The organism is Methylophaga sp. UBA2689, from assembly GCA_002354555.1.
Taxonomy (GTDB): Bacteria; Pseudomonadota; Gammaproteobacteria; order Nitrosococcales; family Methylophagaceae; genus Methylophaga.
This window is the reverse complement of the sequence record DELT01000106.1, coordinates 47,185-72,835: the sequence shown is the minus strand read 5'-3', so window position 1 is coordinate 72,835 and position 25,651 is coordinate 47,185. Positions and strand designations below refer to the sequence as shown.

Annotated in this window: 25 protein-coding genes; 16 read left to right on the top strand and 9 right to left on the bottom strand. The window is 45.3% G+C overall.

The annotated features are described in order from the left end of the window. The 12 genes from pomA to folC form a co-directional block, all read left to right on the top strand. The coding region (pomA, locus tag B3M51_RS13980) for a flagellar motor protein PomA (protein ID WP_292760039.1) at positions 1 to 703 on the top strand (703 nt) is incomplete at its 5' end. A 23-nt stretch (positions 704 to 726) separates the two neighbouring features. Continuing rightward, the gene (locus tag B3M51_RS13975; RefSeq protein WP_292482423.1) at positions 727 to 1,623 is read left to right on the top strand and encodes a MotB family protein; all 897 of its coding nucleotides are present in this window, start codon (positions 727 to 729) and stop codon (positions 1,621 to 1,623) included. Between the two features lie 208 nt (positions 1,624 to 1,831). Next, entirely contained in the window at positions 1,832 to 2,470 is a 639-nt protein-coding gene (gene leuD / locus B3M51_RS13970; RefSeq protein ID WP_292760038.1) for a 3-isopropylmalate dehydratase small subunit, read from the top strand. A 31-nt stretch (positions 2,471 to 2,501) separates the two neighbouring features. Beyond that, positions 2,502 to 3,572 (top strand): 3-isopropylmalate dehydrogenase, encoded by a 1,071-nt coding sequence (gene leuB, locus B3M51_RS13965; RefSeq protein ID WP_292760036.1) that lies wholly within the window; start codon positions 2,502 to 2,504, stop codon positions 3,570 to 3,572. 20 nt (positions 3,573 to 3,592) lie between these two features. Then, a complete protein-coding gene (locus B3M51_RS13960; protein WP_292482416.1) occupies positions 3,593 to 4,615 on the top strand; it encodes an aspartate-semialdehyde dehydrogenase in 1,023 nt (340 codons plus the stop codon). 33 nt (positions 4,616 to 4,648) lie between these two features. Beyond that, the gene (locus B3M51_RS13955; protein ID WP_292760034.1) at positions 4,649 to 7,546 is read left to right on the top strand and encodes a FimV/HubP family polar landmark protein; all 2,898 of its coding nucleotides are present in this window, start codon (positions 4,649 to 4,651) and stop codon (positions 7,544 to 7,546) included. Positions 7,547 to 7,557: 11 nt separating this feature from the next. Next, the gene (truA, locus tag B3M51_RS13950) at positions 7,558 to 8,337 is read left to right on the top strand and encodes a tRNA pseudouridine(38-40) synthase TruA (RefSeq protein ID WP_292760032.1); all 780 of its coding nucleotides are present in this window, start codon (positions 7,558 to 7,560) and stop codon (positions 8,335 to 8,337) included. Positions 8,338 to 8,374: 37 nt separating this feature from the next. Continuing rightward, complete coding sequence (locus tag B3M51_RS13945; RefSeq protein ID WP_292760030.1) at positions 8,375 to 8,989, top strand: phosphoribosylanthranilate isomerase; 615 nt, start codon at positions 8,375 to 8,377, stop codon at positions 8,987 to 8,989. Then, positions 8,982 to 10,202, top strand: a complete 1,221-nt coding sequence (gene trpB, locus B3M51_RS13940) for a tryptophan synthase subunit beta (RefSeq protein ID WP_292482407.1) — start codon at positions 8,982 to 8,984, stop codon at positions 10,200 to 10,202. The genes B3M51_RS13945 and trpB overlap by 8 nt, the downstream gene beginning before the upstream one ends. Before the next feature lie 10 nt (positions 10,203 to 10,212). After that, positions 10,213 to 11,040 carry a tryptophan synthase subunit alpha gene (trpA, locus tag B3M51_RS13935; protein ID WP_292760028.1) on the top strand — a complete coding sequence of 276 codons (828 nt, stop codon included), beginning with the start codon at positions 10,213 to 10,215 and terminating at the stop codon, positions 11,038 to 11,040. 19 nt (positions 11,041 to 11,059) lie between these two features. Next, positions 11,060 to 11,917, top strand: coding sequence for an acetyl-CoA carboxylase, carboxyltransferase subunit beta (accD, locus tag B3M51_RS13930; protein ID WP_292760026.1), 858 nt, complete (start codon positions 11,060 to 11,062; stop codon positions 11,915 to 11,917). A gap of 10 nt (positions 11,918 to 11,927) precedes the next feature. Beyond that, a complete protein-coding gene (folC, locus tag B3M51_RS13925) occupies positions 11,928 to 13,232 on the top strand; it encodes a bifunctional tetrahydrofolate synthase/dihydrofolate synthase (protein WP_292760025.1) in 1,305 nt (434 codons plus the stop codon). On the opposite strand, the gene B3M51_RS13920 is transcribed toward folC, so the two are convergent. From B3M51_RS13920 to trmB, 3 genes are all read right to left on the bottom strand, one after another. Beyond that, positions 13,224 to 15,038, bottom strand: coding sequence for an AMP-dependent synthetase/ligase (locus tag B3M51_RS13920; protein WP_292760023.1), 1,815 nt, complete (start codon positions 15,036 to 15,038; stop codon positions 13,224 to 13,226). The two genes, folC and B3M51_RS13920, sit on opposite strands and share 9 nt — an antisense overlap. 2 nt (positions 15,039 to 15,040) lie before the next feature. Beyond that, positions 15,041 to 16,342, bottom strand: a complete 1,302-nt coding sequence (locus B3M51_RS13915; protein WP_292760021.1) for an OmpP1/FadL family transporter — start codon at positions 16,340 to 16,342, stop codon at positions 15,041 to 15,043. A gap of 79 nt (positions 16,343 to 16,421) precedes the next feature. Then, a complete protein-coding gene (gene trmB, locus B3M51_RS13910) occupies positions 16,422 to 17,108 on the bottom strand; it encodes a tRNA (guanosine(46)-N7)-methyltransferase TrmB (RefSeq protein ID WP_292760019.1) in 687 nt (228 codons plus the stop codon). A 428-nt stretch (positions 17,109 to 17,536) separates the two neighbouring features. Between trmB and edd the strand changes: the two genes are divergently transcribed. Both edd and B3M51_RS13900 read left to right on the top strand, forming a co-directional pair. Then, positions 17,537 to 19,360 carry a phosphogluconate dehydratase gene (edd, locus tag B3M51_RS13905; protein ID WP_292482391.1) on the top strand — a complete coding sequence of 608 codons (1,824 nt, stop codon included), beginning with the start codon at positions 17,537 to 17,539 and terminating at the stop codon, positions 19,358 to 19,360. Positions 19,361 to 19,391: 31 nt separating this feature from the next. Continuing rightward, positions 19,392 to 20,024, top strand: a complete 633-nt coding sequence (locus B3M51_RS13900) for a bifunctional 4-hydroxy-2-oxoglutarate aldolase/2-dehydro-3-deoxy-phosphogluconate aldolase (RefSeq protein ID WP_014707368.1) — start codon at positions 19,392 to 19,394, stop codon at positions 20,022 to 20,024. Positions 20,025 to 20,086: 62 nt separating this feature from the next. On the opposite strand, the gene B3M51_RS13895 is transcribed toward B3M51_RS13900, so the two are convergent. The 4 genes from B3M51_RS13895 to B3M51_RS13880 all read right to left on the bottom strand — a co-directional run bounded on the left by B3M51_RS13895 (position 20,087) and on the right by B3M51_RS13880 (position 22,880). Continuing rightward, positions 20,087 to 20,830 carry a DNA-binding domain-containing protein gene (locus B3M51_RS13895; RefSeq protein ID WP_292482389.1) on the bottom strand — a complete coding sequence of 248 codons (744 nt, stop codon included), beginning with the start codon at positions 20,828 to 20,830 and terminating at the stop codon, positions 20,087 to 20,089. After that, the gene (locus B3M51_RS13890) at positions 20,814 to 21,662 is read right to left on the bottom strand and encodes a DUF692 domain-containing protein (RefSeq protein ID WP_292760016.1); all 849 of its coding nucleotides are present in this window, start codon (positions 21,660 to 21,662) and stop codon (positions 20,814 to 20,816) included. Before B3M51_RS13890 ends, B3M51_RS13895 begins: the two co-directional genes overlap by 17 nt. 77 nt (positions 21,663 to 21,739) lie before the next feature. After that, positions 21,740 to 22,489 (bottom strand): hypothetical protein, encoded by a 750-nt coding sequence (locus B3M51_RS13885; RefSeq protein ID WP_292760014.1) that lies wholly within the window; start codon positions 22,487 to 22,489, stop codon positions 21,740 to 21,742. 31 nt (positions 22,490 to 22,520) lie between these two features. Further along, positions 22,521 to 22,880, bottom strand: coding sequence for a rhodanese-like domain-containing protein (locus B3M51_RS13880; RefSeq protein ID WP_292357538.1), 360 nt, complete (start codon positions 22,878 to 22,880; stop codon positions 22,521 to 22,523). 203 nt (positions 22,881 to 23,083) lie between these two features. Between B3M51_RS13880 and B3M51_RS13875 the strand changes: the two genes are divergently transcribed. Both B3M51_RS13875 and B3M51_RS13870 read left to right on the top strand, forming a co-directional pair. Beyond that, positions 23,084 to 24,064, top strand: a complete 981-nt coding sequence (locus B3M51_RS13875) for an ABC transporter permease (RefSeq protein ID WP_292760012.1) — start codon at positions 23,084 to 23,086, stop codon at positions 24,062 to 24,064. Beyond that, complete coding sequence (locus tag B3M51_RS13870; RefSeq protein WP_292760010.1) at positions 24,057 to 24,869, top strand: ferritin-like domain-containing protein; 813 nt, start codon at positions 24,057 to 24,059, stop codon at positions 24,867 to 24,869. Before B3M51_RS13875 ends, B3M51_RS13870 begins: the two co-directional genes overlap by 8 nt. On the opposite strand, the gene B3M51_RS13865 is transcribed toward B3M51_RS13870, so the two are convergent. Together B3M51_RS13865 and B3M51_RS13860 are read right to left on the bottom strand one after the other, a co-directional pair. Next, the gene (locus B3M51_RS13865; protein ID WP_292760008.1) at positions 24,866 to 25,192 is read right to left on the bottom strand and encodes an RnfH family protein; all 327 of its coding nucleotides are present in this window, start codon (positions 25,190 to 25,192) and stop codon (positions 24,866 to 24,868) included. The genes B3M51_RS13870 and B3M51_RS13865 overlap by 4 nt on opposite strands. Next, positions 25,179 to 25,619 carry a type II toxin-antitoxin system RatA family toxin gene (locus tag B3M51_RS13860; protein ID WP_292357532.1) on the bottom strand — a complete coding sequence of 147 codons (441 nt, stop codon included), beginning with the start codon at positions 25,617 to 25,619 and terminating at the stop codon, positions 25,179 to 25,181. Before B3M51_RS13860 ends, B3M51_RS13865 begins: the two co-directional genes overlap by 14 nt. Positions 25,620 to 25,651: the final 32 nt, after the last annotated feature.

The following is a 25,651-nucleotide window of genomic DNA, read 5'->3' as shown; positions in this document are numbered from 1 at the left end:
AGCGGCGAGCACCTTTGTTAACATGCCTTCATTCATGATAGTTGTAGGTGGCACGTTTGCCGTCGTCATGATGCGCTTTACCCTTAAACAGTTCATTGGTTCGATGAAAACGGCAACCAAAGCCTTTTTGCATAAATCTGAAGATCCTTCTGAAATTATTTCCAGTGTGGTTGTTTTAGCCGGTATTGCCCGTAAAGAAGGTTTACTGGCATTAGAACGACAGGAAGTTAAAAATCCTGCATTGGCACTGGGCATTCGAATGCTAGTCGATGGTCATGAACCTGCTGTGGTCAGAAAAGCCCTGAATACGGAAATGAATGAAACGGTCAATCGACATAGCATCGGTCAACAGATTTTCCAGCAAATTGGTGATGCCGCTCCGGCGATGGGGATGATCGGTACTTTGGTTGGCCTGGTTCAGATGCTCTCGAATATGTCCGATCCAAAATCAATTGGTCCAGCGATGGCGATTGCATTATTGACAACCTTATATGGTGCAATGATTGCCAATATGTTTGCTTTACCGGTAGCCGATAAGCTTGCTTTACGCAGCAATGAAGAGCTGATGAATAAAAGTATTATCATTGAGAGCGTGATGGGAATTCAGGAAGGTCAGAACCCGAAAGTATTGGAAGAGTTACTGAAAAATTATCTTCCGGCTTCAAAACGGGATGCTGAAGAGCCAGCCCCGGCCGAAGCTTGATCAGCTGACGACGGCAGAATTCTATGAGCGATAGTGAAACGCAAAGTTTCAAAAAGCAGCAAAAGAAAGGTTTGCCAGCTTACATGGCTACATTTGCTGACTTAATGTCGTTGTTGATGTGTTTCTTTGTTTTGTTGTTATCTTTCGCCGAAATTGATGCCATCAAATATAAAATGGTGGTTATGTCTCTGGAAAAAGCCTTTGGTGTGCAGCGAGAGGTAGTGGATGAAGCCATTCCTAAAGGCACCAGCATCATTGCACAGGAATTCAGCCCGGGTGAGCCTAAACCCACACCGTTGAATATTGTCAGACAGGAAACTACTGATGATACGAAAGATGTGTTAAAAATCACTATGGATGCCGAAGCTGTTGCTGAAGCTCAGGCAAAGCAAGTCGCCGAGGAAGTTGAGGAGTTTAAAGAAGCGCTGGAATCTGAAATCGAACGTGGTTTGATCGTTGTTGAAAATCAGCTCAACCGTATTGTTATCCGAATCCGTGAGCGAGGTTCCTTTCCTTCTGGCGACGCCACATTAAACCAGAACTTTGTTCCTATCCTGAAAAAAATTAATGAAGTGTTAACGCAGACTGACGGGCTGATTGCCGTGGCAGGACACACTGATAATATTCCAATTAATACTTCCCGTTATCGTTCCAACTGGGAGTTATCTACTTCCAGGGCGACTTCAGTGGTTCACGAACTGCTGAAGTACAATACGATTCCACCGGAACGTTTTGTGCTTGAAGGCTATGCTGATACCCGCCCATTGGCCCCAAATGATTCTATTGAGAATCGGGCAATAAATCGTCGTGTTGAAATTGTGGTTCTTAAAGGTTCGCTGGACAGTGAGCTGACCAAGTCAATTGATGAATTGATCCAGCAGCACGATTCAATAGAAAGTGAAATTCAACAAGTCCGTTGAAGTTCAAAAGATTGCTTGCATCAAAATATGTCTGTCTAAACAATGGTATTATTTTGCAAGTTTTTGATATCAGTTATGACATGATTCATATCATCGAAACATAAGCACACAAACAAAAAAGAGCCTTTTACTGGAAAAAAGACAGCCGCATAGAAATAATGCAGCCGGTTGTATAAAGGTGCTGACAATAAGAACGTTAGAGGTAAACATGCAAAAAATTTCCGTAGAAACAGGAATCGTGATCCCATTGGATCGACCAAACGTCGATACGGATGCCATCATACCGAAACAGTTTCTGAAATCGATCAAGCGCAGTGGTTTTGGTCCCAATCTGTTTGATGAATGGCGTTATCTGGATCATGGCGAGCCGGGACAGGATTGTAAAGATCGTCCGCTTAATCCCGATTTTGAATTGAATCAACCACGTTATCAGGATGGCACGATATTACTGGCACGTGAAAACTTTGGTTGTGGATCGAGCCGTGAGCATGCGGTTTGGGCGCTTGAAGATTATGGTATTCGAGTGATTATTGCCCCCAGTTTTGCTGATATCTTTTTTAGCAACAGCAGTAAAAATGGCATTCTCACAATACAACTTGATGAAAAGCTGGTCGAAAAACTATTTCATCAGGTCGAAGCTACTCCAGGTTATAAACTGACCGTTGATTTGCCAGAACAGAGCATTTTATTGCCTGATGGTGAAGTCCTGCATTTCGAAATAGACAGCTTTAAAAAGCATTGTCTGATAGAAGGTCTGGATGATATTGGCCTGACCCTGCAACATACTGATGAAATCAAAGCTTACGAGGCCCGTCGTCGTGAACAAACGCCGTGGCTGTTTTCCTAATATTTTTTTCCATTTATAAGTAATAACATTCATGACAAAGAAAATTGCAGTATTGGCCGGTGATGGAATCGGTCCGGAAATTGTTGCCGAAGCGGTAAAGGTTTTAAATGCTTTTAAACAGGATGGTTTGGCGATTGAACTTGAATATGGTCTGATTGGTGGCGCCGCCTATGATGAAACCGGCAGTCCGCTTCCTGATGAAACCTTGCAGATGGCCAAACAAGCAGATGCCATTTTGTTAGGTGCAGTGGGAGGGTATAAATGGGAATCACTGGATATCAGTGTGCGACCTGAAAAAGGTTTATTGGGTATTCGTTCACAATTAAACCTTTTTGCTAATTTACGTCCGGCTTTGTTATATCCACAATTAGCAGATGCATCCACCCTGAAACCAGAAGTTGTGGCGGGTCTGGATTTAATGATTGTTCGTGAATTAACCGGTGGGATTTACTTTGGTCAGCCCAGAGGGATCCGTACTCTGGAAAATGGCGAGAAAGAGGGCTACAACACCCTGGTGTATCGCGAAAGTGAAATTAATCGCATTGGACGCGTGGCATTTGATATTGCCCGTAAACGCCAAAGTCGTGTTTGTTCTGTTGACAAAGCCAATGTATTGGAATGTACCGAATTGTGGCGTGAGACGATGACAACATTGTCCAAAGACTATGCCGATGTCGAGCTAAGTCATATGTATGTTGATAATGCTGCAATGCAGCTAGTACGGGCACCAAAGCAGTTTGACGTTATGGTGACCACTAATATGTTTGGCGATATTTTGTCAGATTGTGCGTCAATGCTGACCGGTTCGATTGGTATGTTGCCCTCGGCGTCGCTTGATGAAAACGGCAAGGGAATGTATGAACCTATTCACGGTTCAGCTCCTGATATTGCTGGTCAGAACATTGCCAATCCACTGGCAACGATTTTGTCAGCTGCTATGATGTTACGTTACACCCTTGATCAGCCGGCTTTTGCAGATCGTATTGAAAAAGCCGTAAGTAAAGTTCTGGATCAGGGTTTAAGGACAGCAGATATTTTCTCCGCGGGAATGACTCGCGTGACCACTGCTGAAATGGGCGATGCCGTTGTGGCAGCGCTGTAACAAAAGAATTTAGGTGAAATGTGACTAAACAAATTGATGTTGCTGTTGTAGGCGCTACTGGTGCGGTTGGTGAAACCATGCTGGATATCTTGCATAAGCGGAATTTTCCCGTAGGTAAAGTGTATGCATTGGCCAGTGAGCGTTCAGCTGGCTCAACTGTACAGTTCGGTAATAAATCGATAATGGTAGAAGATTTGGCAGAGTTTGATTTTTCCAAAGTACAGATAGGCTTGTTTTCTCCCGGGGCTAGTGTTTCTGAAATCTATGCGCCAAAAGCGGCTGCTGCAGGCTGTATTGTTATCGATAACACTTCACAGTTCCGTTACGACGATGATGTACCGCTGATTGTGCCTGAAGTGAATCCAGATGCTGTGGCCGGTTACAAAAAGCGTGGCATTATCGCTAATCCGAATTGCTCTACCATTCAAATGCTGGTGGCGTTAAAACCCATCTACGATGCTGTGGGGATTACTCGTATTAACGTTTGTACCTATCAGGCTGTATCCGGAAGTGGAAAACCGGCAATGGATGAGCTGGCCAAGCAGACTGCTGCTCTCTTGAATGGTCGCCCGGTAGAAGCTGAAGTTTATCCGAAACAGATTGCCTTTAATGTAATTCCTCAAATCGATGTTTTCATGGATAACGGTTACACCAAGGAAGAAATGAAAATGGTTTGGGAAACTCGCAAAATCCTTGGTGATGAGACAATTCAGGTCAATCCAACTGCAGTTCGGGTGCCTGTTTTTTACGGTCATTCTGAGGCCATTCATATTGAAACCCGTGACAAGATCACTGCTGAAAAAGCCAGAGAACTGCTATCAGCGTTTGAAGGCATCGTGGTGATTGATGAACACAAAGATGGTGGTTATCCAACAGCTGTCACAGATTCCTCTGGGCAGGATCCTGTATATATAGGGCGTATTCGTGAAGATATTTCACATCCAAATGGTTTGAATTTATGGGTTGTCTCAGACAATGTCCGTAAAGGGGCGGCACTAAACAGTGTGCAAATTGCTGAACTTCTGGTAGATAGATACCTCTAGGCATTGCTGAGATTGTCAAGGAAGGGGAGTTAAATGAAACAGAAAACGTTGACCAGTTTGTCGGTAGCTGCGGCACTTGGTTTATTAACTCCCTTACCGGGTTATGCGTTTGGCCTCGGGCAGATAACTTTATACTCTGCCTTGAATGAACCTTTCAGGGCAGAGATTGAGGTCAATGCTCTTCAGGATGATGAACAGGGTAACCTTGAGGTCAGGTTGGGTTCATCCCAAGATTTTGAACGAGCAGGACTGGAACGCAGCTTTTTATTAACCCAGCTGAATTTTGAAGTTATTGAAGAAAGTGATTCCACCCGGATTTTGGTCACTTCTGATATTCCCATCAAAGAACCATTTCTGGGATTTTTACTGGCGGCAACCACTGGTCAGGGAAAATTACTACGCGAATATACGGTGCTGCTGGATCCACCTAAAGAGCTGTACCGCGGTCGTGATACTGTAGAATCGTCACGCACACCTGTTTCACAACCAACGGTTCCTGCTACTCCACCCACAACTTCTCCAAGTCGGACAGCCTCTGCATCTGATCGCGTTACGCAATATAACGTTCAGTCCCGCGATACCTTATGGAGCATCGCCGAGAGAACACGCCCTTCAGGCGATATTACAATGCAGCAGATGATGATTGGTCTGCTTAATGCAAATCCTCGGGCATTTCAGCAAGACAATGTGAACAGTCTTTACGCGGGCAGTACACTTAGAATTCCTGCAACAGAAGAAATTACCCGCCTTTCTGCCAATGAAGCAAAAGCTGCTGTAGATAGGCAAAACCTCGAATGGCAACAACGCAATCTTGCTCAGACTGCTTCTCCTGTGGCCATTGTTGATGATATTTCCGCATCGGAAAATAATGCAGCAGCAGAAAATAACGAAATTGAACCAGAAATTGAAGCGGCAAACGATGCTGAAGATCCATCAAACTTAACAGAGAGCGAAGAAGCAATCTCAGATGCTGAGAGTGCACGCTTAAAGTTAATCGCTGCAACAGAAAACAGTTTGTTGGAGGCAGATCCGGAAATTAATGGTGATCCTGACTTACAGCGAATCAGTGAACAGTTAACGCTTGCCCAGGAAACCATAGAGTCACAAACTCAGGAAAATATTGATTTCAAAAATCGTATGGACGCGATGGAACGTCAGCTGGATACCATGCGTCGCCTTATTTCGCTTAAAGATGCGGATATGGCAAGACTGCAAAGCTTGCTCGAACAAGACGAAACCCAAATGGATTTAGCGACACTGGTAGATGAAGCAAACACCATTCTGGAAAACAGTGAAGCTGATAGTGAAGCATTAAATGACGGCGACAATAATACTAATCTAGATGATCCATCTGAAGAGGCAACCAACCCGGATGATGTTGATGATGACTGGCAACCGGTTGATATTGCTAATGTTGAAACAGATGCAGCATTAACTGAGGAAGAAGCGTCACCAACAGAAAGTAACGACAATATCGCTGATGAGTCGACAGAACTCGAAACTGTCACCAATGCTGACTCTCCCGAACTGACTGCTTCTGAGTTGGATGAAAATACTGTAGAGGCATCAGAGACAGCAGAACTGGAAACAGCTGCTGGAGAGGTTGATGCTGCGATAGTTGAAGCTGCTCAGGAACTGAATCTAGACCAGCAACAGCTGGATTCTCTGTACCAGCGGGTCCAAGCTTTTGTAATAGCACATAAGGTTGAATCATTACTGGCAATCTTATTGTTGCTTTTAATTATCTGGATGATTATCCGTCGTGGACAGCGTGAAGTCAGTTGGGATGATGCTGTCAGTAAAATTAACAAAAACAAACCTGCGACCACGACTGCCGAAACCGGTAGTGTGAATATTGTCACGCCGGTTGCCGAGGAGAAAGAGTCAACAACCGCAAGCCAAACCAAATCAGTTGATGAACTGGTCGAACAGGCTGATATGTTTGTTGGTTATGCCGATTATGTTCAAGCAGGAACTGCCCTAGAACAAGCTCATCGACAGGCACCGGAAGATAAGGAAATTACTGCAAAATTATTATTCATTTATTACAAACAACAAAAATCTGCAGATTTCATTGCGTTATTGAATACCTCGGGCATTGACGAAAATGATCCGCAGTGGCCTGATGTAAGAAACTGGGGCGCTCAGCTATTACCACATAATCCTTTGTTTGCTGAATCTTCTGAAGCAGCTGAGGTTGCTATTGAAGAATCCACCGAGGAAGTACAAACCAGCTTGGATACTGAGGATGAGCCACAAGGTGATGTTGAAACTGAAGAAGAAGTGATGGAGACCTCCTCTGAGCCTGAGGAGTCGGATCATATAGATTTCAATCTGGATGATTACAAAACAGACTCAACCACTACTTCCAAGACTGAAGAAGTCTACCAACGTGATGAAGAGGATTTGTTGCAGTTTGATAGCAGTACATCTGCAGAAAAAGACTCAGAAGCTGAACTAGAACAATCTGAAACTGATACTTATCCCGAAGATGATGATCTGCGAATCGACTTTGAACAGGATAATGTGTTGCAGCCGGATTCCTCTGCACCAGACGTTCTGGACTTGAATATTGATGAGACAGACGATGTGTCAGATCAGCAACCTGAGGAGGTTTTATCTGTAGATTCTTTAGATGCTGATGAGCTGGACCTCACCAATTTTGAAACTGAAGAACCAACAGAAACCGAAGATGTTGATGTTATCGAAGATTATCTGAATCTGGATAGCAGTGCTGATGATGATGAACTTGATTTCGATCTGAGTGATTTCGACTCAATTGATGAGTCTGAAACCAAGCTGGATCTGGCAGCAGCGTATTCAGATATGGGTGATCCTGAAGGTGCCAGAGGTATCCTCGAAGAAGTCCTTGAGCAGGGTACAGATGAACAGAAAAAACGAGCGCAGGAATTGCTCGACACTTTGTCATAACGAGTTCTGATGTGAGGTTAGCGTTAAGTGTCGAGTATGACGGCAGTAATTTTCATGGGTGGCAGTTTCAGCCAAAACAACGGACTGTTCAGGGCGAATTGCAGAAAGCCGTATCACTAATCGCCAATACACCGACAGAAGTTTTTGCTGCTGGCCGAACTGATACAGGAGTGCATGCATTAAATCAGGTGGTGCATTTTGATACCGAAGCTGTTCGGAAAGAACGAAACTGGCTATTGGGATTGAATTCCAACTTACCCCACGATATCAGTATTAAATGGGTAAAACCGGTGTCAGAAAACTTTAACGCCAGGTTCAGTGCGATAAAACGCCGTTATCGTTATTTAATACTCAATCGTGACAGTCGTTCCAGTGTGCATCATCAACGTATGTGGTGGGTATACAAAAAGCTTGATGAACAAAAAATGCAGCTGGCGGCTAATAGCCTGCTTGGCCAACATGACTTTTCGGCATTTCGGGCACAGGAATGTCAGGCAAAAAGTCCGATAAAAACCCTTGATAAATTGATTGTCACTCGCCGTGATGATTGCATTGCTGTGGATGTTGAAGCCCGTTCTTTTTTGCATCACATGGTGCGTAACCTGATGGGCGTATTGGTTCCTGTTGGGGAGGGAAAAAGACCTGTTGAATGGGCTCAACAAGTTCTACAAAGTCAAGACCGTAACATGGCTGGTGTTACCGCCCCACCTCAAGGTCTGTATCTGACCGATGTCGTTTATCCGGATGAATTTTTCCTGCCAACAGTGTCAGGTTTTCCAGTGCTCTGGTAAAGTACTCTAGTAACTTCTGGAAAGCTGATAATCCCAAATGAGAACCCGCGTTAAAATATGTGGCATTACGCGTCGTCAAGATGCTGAATTTGCTGTAAAAAGCGGGGCGGATGCTATCGGGTTGGTTTTTTATGAACCAAGTCCTCGTGCTGTGACAATGGCACAGGCTGCCGCAATTACTGCGCAGTTGCCACCTTTTGTATCTGCTGTTGGTTTATTTGTGAATGCAACTGCCGAGAAAGTGCGGCAAACACTTGAACAGGTTCCATTAAGTTTGTTGCAATTTCATGGCAATGAATCCGCTGAGTATTGTGCTCAATTCAATATGCCCTATATCAAAGCGGTAAGAATGCAGACTGAAACCGATTTAATACAGGCTGATGAGCATTTTGCTGAAGCTTCAGCCTTATTGCTGGATAGCTATCAACAAGGTGTGCCGGGGGGAACCGGACAGACCTTTGACTGGTCCATGATTACTGCAGTTAGCAAGCCGCTGATATTAGCCGGTGGTCTGACAACTGAAAACGTTGCAGAAGCTATTCGGCAGGTCTCGCCTTATGCAGTGGATGTAAGCGGCGGTGTAGAAGAGTCGAAAGGACTTAAAAGTAATAATAAAATAAGCGCATTCATGCGAGAGGTGGCAAATGCCTGATATACAGATTGATGACTATTTTAAAAACTACCCAGATGAATTAGGTCATTTTGGACCTTATGGTGGTCGCTTTGTTGGCGAAACCCTGATGGGTGCTATTTATGAGCTAGAAGAAGCCTATAAACAGTATAAAAATGATCCAAACTTCCAAGCTGAAATGGATAAAGATCTGGCTGACTTTGTAGGCCGTCCATCACCTATATATCATGCTGAAAACTGGACAAAGAAACTGGGTGGAGCCCAGATCTATCTTAAGCGTGAGGATCTCAATCATACCGGCGCCCATAAAGTTAACAACACGATTGGTCAGGCTTTGCTGGCTAAGCGTATGGGTAAAACCCGTATTATCGCTGAAACAGGTGCGGGACAGCACGGTGTAGCGACCGCTACGGTTGCCGCCCGTTTAGGTATGGAATGTGTGGTTTATATGGGCGCAGAAGATGTTGAGCGCCAGGCAATGAACGTTTACCGAATGAAGCTTTTAGGTGCAGAAGTGGTACCGGTTCAGTCTGGGTCAAAAACGCTCAAAGATGCTTTAAATGAAGCCTTGCGTGACTGGGTCACCAATGTGGATGACACTTTTTATATTATCGGTACGGTTGCCGGCCCACATCCTTATCCAGCGATGGTTCGGGACTTCCAATCAGTAATTGGTCGTGAAGCCCGCCAGCAAATGATCAATACCACTGGCAAACTGCCAGATACGCTGGTTGCCTGTATCGGTGGTGGGTCGAATGCCATTGGCCTGTTCTATCCATTTATTGAAGATGAATCTGTTGCAATGATTGGTGTTGAAGGTGCTGGTCATGGTCTGCAGACAGGGCAGCACTCAGCTCCACTTTCTGCCGGAACTCCCGGCGTATTGCATGGCAATCGAACTTACCTGATCCAGGATACTGCGGGACAAATTACCGAAACTCACTCCATTTCAGCCGGACTGGACTATCCTGGCGTCGGTCCTGAACATGCATGGTTGAAAGATATCGGCCGGGCACAATACGTTACAGTCACGGATACTGAGGCTCTTGATGCTTTCCATGAACTGACACGCACTGAAGGCATTATTCCGGCTCTGGAAACCAGCCACGCATTGGCTTATGTTTCAAAATTAGCCCCAACGATGTCAGCGGATCAAAGTATTCTTATTAATGTTTCAGGACGTGGTGATAAAGACATGCACACGGTTGCAGCCATGGCTGGTCTGAATTTCTGAGGAATATAAAATGAGTCGTATTAAAGAATGTTTTAAAAATCTTCAGGCAGATGGGCAAACTGCTTTAATCCCTTATGTGACGGCAGGTGATCCTGAACCATGGGTAACCGTACCACTGTTACATGCTTTGGTGGATGCCGGTGCCGATATTATCGAACTTGGTGTACCTTTCTCTGACCCCATGTCGGATGGTCCTGTGATCCAAAAGGCCTGTGAACGGGCATTGAAAAATGATGTCACGCTGGATTCGATTCTGGATATGGTGAAACAGTTCAGAGAAAAAAATAACCATACGCCAATTGTGCTGATGGGATATGCCAATCCTCTTGAAGCAATGGGTTACGAAAAATTTGCCAAAAAAGCACAGGCTGTCGGGGTGGACGGTGTTTTGACTGTTGATATGCCACCAGAAGAGTCTGATGAATTCCTGCGACTGATGGACGTAAATGATATTGATACGATTTTCCTGGTTGCGCCAACGACATCGGCACAGCGTATGCAGAAAATTGCCCAATATGCCAAAGGCTTTATTTATTATGTTTCGATCAAAGGTGTGACGGGTGCTGCCGCATTGGAAATTAATGAAGTCACCGCCAAACTTGAAGAAATTCGTAAATACACTTCGTTACCGGTTGGTGTGGGGTTTGGTATCAGAGATGGCCGTTCAGCCGCAGCTGTCGCGGAAGTAGCTGATGCTGTAGTAGTGGGCAGTACTTTGGTACGTTGCATAGAAGAACATTCCAATCGCCCGCAGGAATTACCCGCAGCAGTAGCAAGTCTGTTAGCTGAAATGCGTCATGCAATTAATGCGCGTGATTTAGCCAGCGTCTCGGCCTAATAAGCGATAAGGTGACAAAATGAGTTGGTTTGAAAGATTACTACCGTCGAAAATCCGCACCAGTGGCCGCAGCCGCTCGGTACCTGAAGGTGTCTGGTGCAAATGTCCGGCATGTGACAATGTGCTTTATCGGGCTGAGCTTGAGCGTAATCAGATGGTGTGTCCCAAATGTGATCATCATCAACGGATAAATGCCCGTGATCGACTGAAAAGTTTTCTTGATGAAGAGAATCGCCAGGAAATTGGGACCGAAGTTAAGCCTGTCGACCCCCTTAAATTCAAAGACAGTAAACGCTATCGTGATCGTATTACCCAGGCGCAAAAAAATACCGGTGAGAATGATGCATTGTTAGCCATGCAAGGCACGCTTAAAGGCCTTCCTGTTGTGGTTGTTGCGTTTGATTTTGGTTTTATGGGGGGCTCAATGGGCTCCGTGGTCGGTGAAAAATTTGTCCGTGCTGCAAAGGTTGCTTTAGCGAAAAAACTGCCGTTGATATGTTTTGCCGCCAGTGGTGGAGCACGCATGCAGGAAGGCCTGTTTTCACTAATGCAAATGGCAAAAACCAGTGCTGTCTTATCACAACTAGAAGAGGCTGGAATCCCGTTTATTTCGGTGATGACCGATCCTACTATGGGTGGCGTTTCAGCCAGTCTGGCAATGCTGGGTGATGTCAATGTGGCTGAACCTAAAGCCTTAATTGGTTTCGCTGGTCCACGCGTTATCGAACAGACCGTTCGTGAAAAATTACCAGAAGGTTTCCAACGCAGTGAGTTTTTGCTGGAACATGGTGCCATCGACATGATTATTGACCGCCGTGAAATGCGCGATCGTCTGAATAATCTGTTAACCATGATGCAAAATCGTATTGCTGTTTAAACCATAGTTTATGCGATTTAATAGCTTGCCACAGTGGCTGGCATGGCAGGAAAAGCTTCATTTTACTGAGATAGATCCCGGCCTGGATCGGGTTCGTGCTGTCTGGAAGCAAATGTATGCCGACAACAAACTGCCTTTTCGGGTAGTAACGGTTGCCGGTACCAACGGTAAAGGCTCTTCTGTTGCGTTATTGGCTTCTATACTCTCAGCTGCCGGCTATCGAACAGCCTGTTACACCTCGCCGCATCTATTGCGTTATAACGAACGCATCGTAGTTGATGGTCAAACAGCAACGGATCAACAGATATGCGAAGCTTTCGAGCGGATTGATACCGCAAGGGGTGACATTTCTCTAAGTTATTTCGAATTTGCCACGCTCGCTGCAGCAGATATTTTCTGTAGACAGAATATTGATATCGCGATTTTGGAAGTCGGTATGGGTGGACGGCTTGATGCGGTCAATCTGTTTGATGCCGATATTGCGTTAATCACACCTATTGGCCTGGATCATACTGTCTGGCTAGGGGATACCCGTGAACAGATTGGTATTGAAAAAGCCGGCATTATGCGGGCACACAACCCTGTAGTTTGCAGTGAACACTCTCCGCCAGAGACAGTTATTGAGATTGCTCAGAAATTAGAATCACCAGCGTATATTGCCGGCAAAGATTTCAATGCTCAATCCGATAAAAATTTATGGCATTGGCAAAATGCCGATTATCAATTCACGGGATTACCGTTGCCTGCATTACTGGGGTGTTATCAAATTCAGAACAGCGCGGCTGTGCTACAGGTCATCAGCCTGCTTAAAGATTCCGGAATGGAAAAAATCAATGAAACAGCCATCCGTGATGGGTTAGCTCACGTCCGACTTGCCGGCCGTTTTCAGATGATTGATGGCCCCATTACCCATATTTTTGATGTAACACATAATCAACAGGGTGCTGAAAATCTGGCAAAACTATTAATGGAAATTTCTTGCCAGGGTAAAACCCATGCAGTCATTGCCATGTTGCGTGATAAAGACAGCCAAGCGGTTTTTGATGCCTTGATTCCAGTGATAGATAATTGGTTTCTTGGTGGCTTAAATGGAAGCAGGGGTCAGTCTGCAGAAGATTTGGCAATTGGCCTTCAAGGTAAAATTTCCAATGATCGCATTCATACCAGTGAAGTAGTGGAACAAGCCTATGATTTGGCTTCAGCCAATGCTATTGAAGGGGATCGTATCCTAATTTTTGGCTCATTCCATACTGTAGAAGCCATCATGCGGCATATCCCGGGTTTCATTAATAAGCCGTTATCTGCCTCAGCTTGAGGTGTCCTGATACAGGGCTTTAATTTCCTTATCATACCGTTGCTCAACCAGCGCACGTTTAACTTTTAAAGTTGGTGTCAGCAAATCATTTTCGATCGTCCAGGGTTGCAAAGTCAGATGTACTCGCCGAATCCTTGCATAGGCGGGAAATTCAAATAACCACTGTCTGAGTAAGCGCACAAAATGCTGCTGTAAAACCTTGGAACCAAGACTTTCATTCTGTAATGGATCCAAACCAAGCTGCTGTGCAATCTGCGGCCAACTTTCGCCATTAATGACCAGTAAAGCGGCCAAATAAGATTGGCCTTCACCGACTACTAACGCCTGGTCAACCAGACCATTGCTGACTATGGCGGCTTCAATATCGGCAGGTGGTACTTTTTCGCCATTATTGAGCACCAGAATATCTTTGATTCGGCCAACAATATAAATATGTCCGCTATCGCTGATGTGGGCTTTATCGCCGGTATGCAGCCAGCCATCAGCATCAATAGTCTGTGCCGTTGCTTTGTGATTATTCCAATAGCCCAGCATATTGCCCGGACCTTTTACTTCAAGCTCTTCATCCTTGCCAATACGGACTTCTACACCCTGAATAGCGCGACCTACGCTGGCCGGATCATTGCTGGAAGGTTCATTAACACTAATCACCGGGCTGGTCTCAGTCAGGCCATAACCCTGCAGCAGAACTAAATCCAGTCCAATAAACATTTTAGCGGCATGGGCGGGTAGGGCAGCACCACCACTGACAGCTAAACGCAGTTTACCGCCCAGACGCTGATGAAATTTGGTTACCACCAGTTTGTGCAGCAATGGCCATAACAGCAGAGAAGGCGACCAATATTTACGCCCTTGCTGGTACTGAAAGCGTTTCCAACCGATCTCCAGCGCCAGTTTGAAGATTTGACGTTTAAGCCAGCTGCCTTCTGCAAGTTGTTTATGAACGCGATCATAAATCCGTTCAAAAATCCTGGGCACAGCAATCATGATGGTGGGTTGAACTTGCCTCATGTCGTCAGCAAGCAGGGGAATGCTGCGAGAGAAGACTACTTCTGAACCAGCCATCATCGGCAGATAATAGCCGCCAGTTCGTTCCAATGTGTGCGACAGTGGTAAAAAAGATAAGAAAACATCATCAGGCAGGATTTCAAAAAACTGCAACGAACCATAGGCCACCGACAACATATTATGATGGCTGAGCATAACCCCTTTTGAACGGCCAGTGGTGCCAGAGGTATAGATAATCGATGCCAATTGTTCTGGTGCACAGTGGGGTAGTTTCAACTCAGCAGCAGAAGCTGTATCAAGCCAGTTCTGCAGCGATGTCATGGAAGATGTGTTATCTGTTATTGAATCATCATGGAACAGCACTACCCGTTTAACAGCGTGTTCTTCGGGTAATACGGCTTTAATGGCTGACCACTGTCTGAGACTGTTCACCAACAATAAACGTACATCAGCATCCTGTAATATATATGCAACGTTATCTGGTCGATCATCGGGGTAAAGTGGCACTACTACCAACCCCAGACTTAAGGCTGCCAGATCGAAAAATATCCACTCTTTGCTATTACGTAAATTGATTGCAACCCGATCACCTTTACGCAGATTTTCCTGGTGTAGCGCTTGTTGCCAATGGGTTATTTCATCAGCAACCTGTTGCCAAGTTAAGCTTTCCCAACTTTTCTTATCATTATCAAAAAAGCCATAGGCATCTTTATCAGGACTTCTTTTTATCCGTTCACAAGCTAAACCATATAGCGTTTGGGCCTGATCCGGAGAAATGTAATCATGGGCAACAGACATGATTAATCAAAAAGCCACCGTAATTGAACGCCGACGATATCGACAGAACTTTTATATTTACCGGATAATTCATATGTTTGAGTGCCACTTGTGAATGTATCCTCAATGCTGCTGTCTTTCATAAATATATGAGTATAGGCGGCATCCAAAATTATATTATCGCTGTAGTGATAACTTCCCCCCAAGGCCAACCAAGTACGATCACTGTCAGGAATTCGAGGAGTTCGACGTTGAGCATTGGGGATCGGTGTTTCATCATAGGCGACGCCCGCCCGCCAGGACCATCGGTCATTAGCTTTATATTCCACGCCCAGCCCGTAACGCATAGAGTTTTCCCAGTCTTCTTCTTTAAGCGTATTTAGCCTGGAAACGTCAGAATTAATCTGCAACTCTTCAAAACGGCTCCATCGAGTCCAACTGGCATCGGCCATAACCGACCATTGTGAATTTAATTGGTGAACCAGAGCGATTGATGCCGATTCAGGCAAGGTTACCCGACCGCCAACATTTCCATCCTGAAAGCCTACGGCTGTTGCTGGAGCACTCACATCTTCCGGTATGCGAAATTTGCCTTCACCGGTTAAGTCATGTGTTATTTTTGAACGATAACTTAAGCCCATGCGTGTTGCTTCAGTAAACTGATAGGTCATGCCCAGGTTATAACCCCAGCTCCAGTCATCGGCAGTGACTTTTACTCGTCCATCGTTGCCTTGGGAGTTAGCTTGAAAAGAACCAAAGTTAGCTGCCTGGGAGAGCTCCAGATCGATATATTGCAGATTTACGCCAAAGCCCAATGACAGTTTTTCAGTCGCTTTAAAAGCAATACTGGGATTAATATTAACCGTAAGCAGATCCGAACGAATCGCATGATAACGCCCCTGCCAGTTATCGCCATAATCGGTCACCAGACCGAAAGGCGCGCCAACACCAATTCCTACGACAGTCTTGTCATTTAACGGATGAGCGTAATAAAAATTAGGGACTGCGGCCAGTTCACCGGCATTGCTGCCATCTCCACCTGTTAAGGGAGTGCCATCGACATTAGAACCGCGATCAGAGAACTCTGCTCGGGGTGCTATCAGATTGAGCCCCATATTCATTTCTTTACGGGATAAATTTGTCATGCCAGCCGGATTGAAAAAAATAGTACTGGCATCATCCGCTACTGCAGCACTGCCTGAAAAGGCTCGACCCAACCCCGTAATGCTTTGTTCTATCAGGGCGTAACCCGCTGCGGCTGCAGAATTACTGGCTGCCCCAAATAAAAGATAAAAACCAAATTGGGTTGTTCGGGACATGGTCATGGCAGCGTTACCTGGTAAGAGTTAGTTATTAATAAGGCAAAACTAGCTTATGCATGCAAATGAAGCAAGTTTGTAACAATTATCGACGTTGAAATAATAAATCCCATACTCCATGTCCCAGTCGATGACCTCGTTGTTCAAACTTGGTTAAGGGACGGTAGTCCGGCCGTGGAATAAAATCATCTGATGTGCTGGTATTGATAAAATCATGACTTGCTGAAAGATCCTGCAACATTTGTTCTGCATAATCCTGCCAGTCGGTTGCCATATGCAGAAAACCGCCCGACTGAATTTTTTGTGCCAGGACGTCAACAAAAGCTGGCTGGATAATTCGACGTTTATGATGACGTTTTTTATGCCATGGATCCGGGAAGTAGAGTTGCACTCGATGCAAAGCATTATCCGCAACTTGATTTTTGAGTAATTCCACTGCATCCGTGCAGGCCACCCGCACATTAGTTAAATTATTCTCTTCGATAGCTTTTAGTAGTTGTCCCACACCTGGTCGATGCACCTCCACCCCGATGAAGTCGTTCTCCGGTTGTTGTATGGCCATTTCAATCAGCGATGCGCCATTCCCAAATCCGATTTCAAACACCACTGGAGCTTTACGCCCAAACAGAGTTTGCATATCAATAGGTTGGTTATCGGCTTCAATGCCAAACTTAGGCCATAAAACATCCAGTGCTTTTTGTTGACCGGGGGTTAAGCGACCCTCACGTTTCACAAAGCTTTTTACCTGACGGAGGCGTTTACCTTCGGTCATTTAATTCACCTTTACAATTAAGTGGTAACTCATCGATATGTCGATGAAAAACAGCGTGACATCATACCGAAGCACTACTGGAAAATCCTTATGGCGATGTATTTAACTGTCGCAGTTTGTAAAAGTTAATGGTCTAAATGCCAATGGTGTGCAGATTTTAGCGTTGGGAAGTTGTCATATAAATCACAAATTATTAAACAGCTAACCCAGTATTTTTCTGCTATTGATGCGGTACGACAACCAAAAAACCAAAAGCAGGTATTTGAGCATTAAGATGATATAAGCCCAGAAACAGTGCGAAAAAGAGTGATAAGGACTATAATGCGCTGTCTGAATATTAGATCTGATGGATAAACGCCGCTGCAATCAAGCGGCCTCAAATCCCGCTACTTCGATAGTACAAGTAAACGAAAGAGAGACTTAACTTTATGGTTCATCCAGTTTTAGACTCGCTCACCAACGAAGTGATCGAAAGAAGTAAAAAAACTCGCACGGCTTATCTTGCTCGTGTTGACGAAGCTGCAGGGCAGGGTCCTCATCGTCTGACGCTTGGCTGTGGTAATCTGGCTCACGGTTTTGCTGCTTGTGCAGCAACTGAAAAAAGCGATCTGGCTGGTGACAAAAAAGCCAATATCGGCATTATTTCAGCTTATAACGATATGCTTTCTGCACATCAACCGTATAAGGACTTTCCGCCGCTTATCAAAGAGGCTGCCAACGAAGCTGGTGGGGTTGCCCAGTTTGCTGGTGGTGTCCCGGCGATGTGTGATGGTATTACCCAGGGTTATCCGGGTATGGACTTGTCGCTGTTCAGCCGTGATGTCATCGCAATGTCCACAGCTGTCGGCCTAAGTCATAATATGTTCGATGCCGCAATGATGCTGGGTGTCTGTGACAAGATCGTACCTGGCTTGTTAATTGGCGCATTGAGCTTCGGTCATTTACCGACCATCTTTGTGCCAGCAGGTCCAATGCCTAGTGGTCTGCCGAATAAAGAAAAAGTTCGTATCCGCCAATTGTTTGCTGAAGGCAAGGTAGGTCGCGAAGAACTGCTTAAAGCAGAGTCAGAGTCTTACCATAGTCCAGGTACCTGTACCTTCTACGGTACGGCCAACAGCAACCAGATGATGGTTGAAATCATGGGGCTGCATTTGCCGGGTGGAACGTTTATCAATCCTAATACCCCGTTACGTGATGAATTAACGAAAGAAGCAGCCCGTCAGGTATTGAAATTTACCGCGCTGGGCAACGATTACCGTCCAATCGGTCATATGATCGATGAAAAAGCGATTCTTAATGCGATTATTGGTCTGCTGGCGACGGGTGGTTCAACGAACCATACCATGCACATTGTTGCAGTTGCCCGGGCTGCCGGTATCTTAATCAACTGGGATGATTTTGATCGTCTGTCGCAAATCATTCCTTTATTAAGCCGTGTCTATCCAAACGGCAGTGCCGATGTGAATCACTTCCAGGCCGCTGGTGGTATGGGCGTGTTAATTCAGGAATTATTATCACAGGGCTTGTTACACGAAGACATCATTACGGTTGGTAATGAAAAAGGCTTGAAACAATACAGCCGCGAGCCAAAAATCATTGATGGCAAACTGATTTGGCAGGAAGGTCCAAAAGAATCTCTGGATAAAGAAGTTATTGGCACGGTTGAACAACCATTTGCCAAGTCAGGTGGTGTACATCTGATTAAAGGTAATCTCGGACGTGGTGTATCGAAAGTTTCTGCGGTAGATGTTGAGCATCGTGTTGTAGAAGCACCTGCTTTAGTATTTGACGATCAGGACGATGCCGTTGCTGCATTCAAAAATGGCGAACTGGAAAGAGACGTTATAGTGGTATTACGCTTCCAGGGACCAAAATCCAATGGTATGCCGGAACTGCATAAACTCAGTTCACCACTGGGTGTACTACAGGATCGTGGATTTAAAGTGGCGCTTGTCACTGACGGTCGTATGTCTGGTGCGTCGGGTAAAGTACCGTCTGCCATTCAAATGTGTCCTGAATCTGCAGAAGGTGGTCCACTGACCCGAATCAAAGATGGCGATATTATTCATCTTGATACCGAAAGAGGCATTATGAATGTGCTGGTAGATGATGAAGAATTTAACGCCCGTCTGTCTTGCATGATGGCTAATACTGAACATCATTACGGTAGCGGTCGCGAATTGTTTGACAGTTTCCGGGCAGGCGTTTCTTCAGCTGAAGAAGGCGCTATCAATATGTTCAACGTTGAATAATCTTCACCAGAATTAGGGATATCTATTTTTTATGAGCAAAACGATTCACGAAATTATGCAAGTTTCACCGATTGTCCCGGTGATGGTTATTAATAATGTTGAACATGCAGTGCCATTGGCCAATGCGTTGGTCAAAGGCGGCCTGAAAGTATTGGAAATCACGCTGCGTACTGATGCAGCGCTTGAGTCCATCCGTCGTATCAAAGCTGAAGTGCCAGATGCGATTGTCGGTGCAGGCACCATTATCAACATCGAAACGTTAAATGCAGCGATTGATGCGGGTGCAGAATTTATTGTCAGTCCTGGTACCACAGACACATTGATTGAAGCGGCATTAAAAACGGGTGTACCTTTATTACCGGGTGTAGCCAATCCTAGTGAAGCCATGCGCTTGTTAGAGCGAGGCATTACCGCAATGAAATTCTTCCCGGCTGAAGCGGCTGGTGGTGTACCCATGCTGAAATCTATTGGTGCACCAATTCCACAAATTCTGTTCTGCCCAACCGGCGGTGTCAGTCAGAAGAATGTGAAAAACTACTACAGCTTACCTAATGTAGGTTGCGTAGGCGGTTCATGGATGTGCGCAGCGAATCTGGTAGAAGCGGAAAACTGGGATGAAATCACCCGTTTAGCGGCTGAAGCCATTGAGCTTGCCACTAACTAAAACTCACTGGGTTTGGTTAGATTAAAACCGGGCTGGTTTATCAGCCCGGTTTTTTTATGTTCTTAGATCACTATGCCGCGTTCCAGCCAGTCCTCTATCAACTGTTTTGCCCCTTGTGTCACCACTTCTGGGTTAGGATGCTGCAACACCTCAGCAATAGCTTCAGCGGCTTGCTGGCCAGTCTGACCCTCATTTAATAGATCAAGTAACCGTGCACTAACGGGATTAAGCTCAATAAACTTCACCTGATCATCAGCATTTCGATATAACAACAGAAAAAACGGCGTTTCGGCAGCTTTATCAGGCAGATTATCCGGCGCGATTTGATGCACGGGGTAATCATAGGCAAAGGTCCAGCTTAGGGGAGAGCGTTGCAGAGAGAGTTGCAGGATATCTTGCTGTTCACTCACTTCACGCTTCACAAAATCCGCATTGGCAATTCCCAGAGCCAACTCTGCCCATTCGTAATGGGCAAGCTCAGCAATATAAGGCATGGTTTGATACTGCTGCGGATGTTGTTCGAGATAGTGAACAAACTCGCGGGCAATATCATTAAATAAGGGTGAACTGCACCGATGCTCACGGATAAAATCACGTGCCAGTTGATGCCAGGCTGTTTCGCCCAGAATTTGTTTCAATACCGGACAGGCCGTGCTTAAGAAGCTTTCAATATTGTTATAAATCAGTCGCCGATAAATCGCCATGCGCCGCGATTCAACATCGGCAGGCTCGGGAACAGAACTTGGATCACGCAGATGGGCGGTGAACTGCTGCTGGGTAGTTTTAAAATCAGGCGCTTGCTGCATGTTCAGATCGATATTGTGATTGGATATCTCGAATGTGAGCGACTTCTTCAAACAGCGTGCTCAGAGCAGGGATATTAAAATCCCGTTCGAGTAATGTCGGAATCACTCCATTCTGCTGGTAAGTATGTTCAAGCAGTTGCCAAACCGGATCAATTACATCTGCGCCATGGGTATCGATAATAAGATCTTCGGCTTCATTATAGTGACCGGCAATATGCATGTAAGCAATACGTTTACTGTTAATCGCGTCAATATAAGCCTTAGCGTCATAACCGTGATTAATACTGTTTACATAGACGTTATTCACATCAAGTAACAGCTCACAATCGGCTTTTTCCAGTATCGAATTGATAAATTCAATTTCTTCTATCTGTCGACCCGGTGCCGCGTAGTAGGAGACATTCTCGATAACCAGTCGGCGTTGCAGAATATCCTGAACCCGAAGAATACGGTCAGCGACATGCTTAACAGCTTCGTCAGTGAACGGTATGGGCATCAAATCGTAAAGGTGACCCTCATCACTGCAATAGCTCAGGTGCTCACTGTAGAGACGAACCTGATGCTGTTCCAGAAATTGTTTGATACGTTTTACAAATGCTTCATCCAGCGGAGCAGGGCTGCCAAGTGATAACGAAAGCCCATGACACAGCATCGGAAAGCGTTCACTAAATGCCCGCAGTTTTTTGCCCAGCCGACCGCCCATTTCCATCCAGTTTTCCGGTGCGACCTCAATAAAGTCGATAGGCGGGTGGTCCAGCTGCATAATTTCATCAATGAAACTGCGTCTTAAACCCAGACCAGCTCCATTAACTGCATAACCTTGTGATCTCATGCTGAAACTCTTATTCATAACGTTAGTTAAAGAGACTCATAGCGCTGCGATTTGTTACAACTGCATTGCCAATCGGGTTATTCCTTGTCTGGAATTTCAAACATAGCGCGATCCACACCCACGTTTCCGGTTTTTGCATCAAATAAATAGACTACCGCTTTGTAGTGGCCGGGTTCGGTAATCGTGGTTTTACCACTGAACATGCCAGCTGGGCCGGTAAAGTTCAGTGTTACTTCATCAATCGTTTCTTCATCACGCATCAGAATAGCTTTGGCTTCATAATTATCTGCCTGCCAATGGCCGTCTTTAGTGATAGGGCAACCGCAAAGCAATGAAGCTTTGGTATAAATATCCACCTGACCATTCTCCAGAACCCGGGTCCAGGCATCTACAATAAAGCCAGTCATAGTAATGATAATGCCATCACCCAGAATATCCTTTCCAGGCACCACCCAACTGGTCACACTGGCTTCCTGATAAGCCTGCTGATAACCATAAGGTCCGATTAATTTGAATCGCAGTAATCTTGGCGCATCAATATCCACTTTTGCTAAAAAACCGGCAGTTTTATCATCTGTCTGCCGTTCGCCACGTTTTAACGGGTTTTCGATAAGCACAGCTGTATCGCCAGTGCCACCGTTAATCCATCCTTCATCGAGAATTTCACCTGTTTCAGCATCTTCAACAATGGCGCGGATACCGCCGACACTGGTGCCAATGAACTTCGAATCAACCGCTTTCGCTCTGACCATGATCTCTGTTTCTGCAGCAATTGCAGACAGGCTGACCATCATTAGCGCGATAATTACCCAAAAGCGTGTATACATGTCTTTCCCCCTCCAGACCTGTGTTATTTAATCAATCAGCATCATTCGATGCCGCAGACCAGGCATCATAGCCCCCAATCATTGAATAGACATTGGTAAAACCAAGCTGTTGCAAGGTTGCTGTTGCCAATGCACTGCGACCGCCTGATTTGCAATACACCACGATAGGACGCGTTTTATCCTGAAAATCCGGATGCGTCTCTATTGAAAACTCCAGCATGCCGCGTGGAATATGTCTGGCATCAGCGATATGACCCTTAGCGAACTCTTCAGGCTCACGTACATCCAGAGCAATGCTGTCATCATCCAGCATTTGCTGTGACTGGGAAACACTGATTTGCTGTATGGATGCCTTTGCTGCCTGTACCAGATCCGATGCTGTTTTTGCCATGCGATACTCCTGAATGATTTAAATCTGTGACCATAGTAATCATTAATAGTTGTCAAAGAAACCAATTGCTTGATAACCCAATTGCGGGTTGCGCTGTTACAATGTTTTTCCTTTAATTTTGTAACCCAGCTGAACCAACATCTGCCAAAGCCATAATCCGTTATGACCTAATCCAGAATGTTATATCAGTGCCTGAGACAATTATGCTGGCCTATATTATTCGCCGTATCCTGTATGCCTTTCCTATACTGCTGGGTGTTAATGCACTGACTTTTGCATTGTTTTTTATGGTGAATACGCCAGATGATATGGCGCGAATGCAATTGGGCGAACGTTACATTACCGAACAGGCGATTACGACCTGGAAACAGGAACGCGGTTACGATCGGGATTTGCTGTGGAATGAATCCGCTGACGGTTTCGAAAAATTCACCGATACCATTTTTTTCGATAAATCGCTGGCGCTATTCAGCTTTGAATTTGGTCAGGCCGATGATGGACGAGATATTGGTGACGATATCAAAACCCGCATGTGGCCCAGTCTGGCGATTGCCATTCCGGTATTTATTGTTGGTTTGCTGGTCAATATTACCTTTGCGTTGATGATGGTATTTTTTCGAGCTACCTATGTTGATCTCGGCGGGGTAGTGCTATGTGTCGTTTTAATGTCGATATCCAGTCTGTTTTATATTATCGCCGGGCAGTTTGTCATCGGCAAAGTCATGCAGTTGGTACCCATCTCGGGCTTCGGTGAGGGATTCAGCACGATAAAATTCCTGATTTTACCGGTAGCGATTGGTATTGTTTCAGGTATTGGCTCGGGCTCGCGCTGGTACCGTACTTTATTTCTGGAAGAAATTTCCAAGGATTACGTTCGCACAGCCCGAGCAAAAGGTTTATCAGAAGTACGGGTTTTGTTTCAACATGTGTTGAAAAACGCGATGATTCCAATTCTGACTGGTGCGGTAGTGGTAATACCAACCCTGTTTATGGGCAGTCTGATTCTGGAGTCATTCTTTGGTATTCCAGGCTTGGGTAGCTATACCATTGATGCTATTCATGCCCAGGATTTTGCCATTGTGCGAGCCATGGTGTTTCTTGGCTCAGTCTTATATATCGTAGGTCTGTTACTGACCGATATTTCCTACACTTTTGTTGATCCACGGGTACGAATGGATGGCTGATTCAAATATTGATATACGCATCCGCGCTTTACAATGTCTTTTGATTAATGATGCCGCTGATAAAGCGCTGCAGACACGGAAAATGGCTGTTGAATGCCGCGAACAAGGTTATGTCATTCAGCATCAGCCATTGGATGTTCCAGCGATCCCAGGCAGGCCGGATAAGCCCGACCTGGTCTCGCCACGTGACTTACCCCGGCGACGTAATAATCAGCAGACCGGTCATACCACGTTGATTCACGCCATTTGCCATATCGAGTTTAATGCCATTAATTTAGCGTTGGATGCCATCGCTCGTTTTGCCAATATGCCAGATGATTTTTATCGTGACTGGTTGCAGGTTGCCGATGAGGAAGCCAAACATTTTTCAATGCTCTCTGCACATTTACAGCAGGCAGGGTATGCCTATGGAGATTTTCCGGCACATGATGGTTTATGGGAAATGGCACAGAAAACCCATCACGATCCATTAACCCGCATGGCACTGGTACCAAGGGTATTAGAGGCAAGAGGATTGGATGTAACACCTGGCATGATGAATAAACTGCGTGGCAGTGGTGATTTGGCAGCGGTAGAGATTCTCGAAGTGATATTGCGTGAAGAAATCGGCCATGTGGCAATTGGCACGCGTTGGTTTAATTATCTTTGTGAACAGCGTGATCTGGAACCCACCCACACATTCACGACCTTATTAAAAACCTACTTTAATGGTGAGATACGCGGGCCATTTCATATTGAAGCACGCAAACAAGCGGGTTTTAGCGATGCCGAACTGGATTGGTTAGAGTCTGCTGAGCAGAATTAATCATTGGCCGCTTCAGCAGCTTTGTTTTTCTTTTCCATCTCCGCTTTTTGCCGACGTGATTCTTTGGGATCTGCAATCAATGGCCGATAAATTTCAATGCGATCCTTTGGACTGAGCGTGGCATTCAATTTACAGATTTTGCCGAAAATCCCGACTTTATCTGTTTCAAGATTGATTTGTGGATAACGTTCCAGAATACCGGAGCGTTTAACGGCTTGCTCCACAGTAGTGTCATCCGGAACTTCCAATGACAAAATCACCTGCTCATCTGGCAGGGCGTAGGCCACTTCTACCGTTATTAATTCAGAATTAGCGTGTTCCATAAATTTCTCTGGCGCGTACACAAAAAGCTTCAACTAAGGAACCGGATATCTGGGTGAAGACCGGACCCAATGCCAAATCCAGCAGACGGGTGGAAAATTCAAAATCCATATCCAGCTGTACCCGGCAACCTTCATTATCCCCAATCGGGCTGAACTGCCAGAATCCTTCTAAATGACGAAATGGACCATCAATCAGCTCAATACGGATGGATTCACCATGTTGCAGGGTATTGCGGGTAGAAAATTCATGATGAATCCCCCCTTTAGCAATATCCAGCGTGGCACAAATCACCTTATCATTTTTACTGATAATTTTACTGTCACGACACCAGGGAAGAAAACTTGGGTAAGCTTCCACATCATTGACCAGATCAAACATCTGGTCCGGCGAATACATCACCAGTGAACTGCGCGTAATAGTTGTCATTGAGTATTTCTATTGACCTCTAATGAATGTAA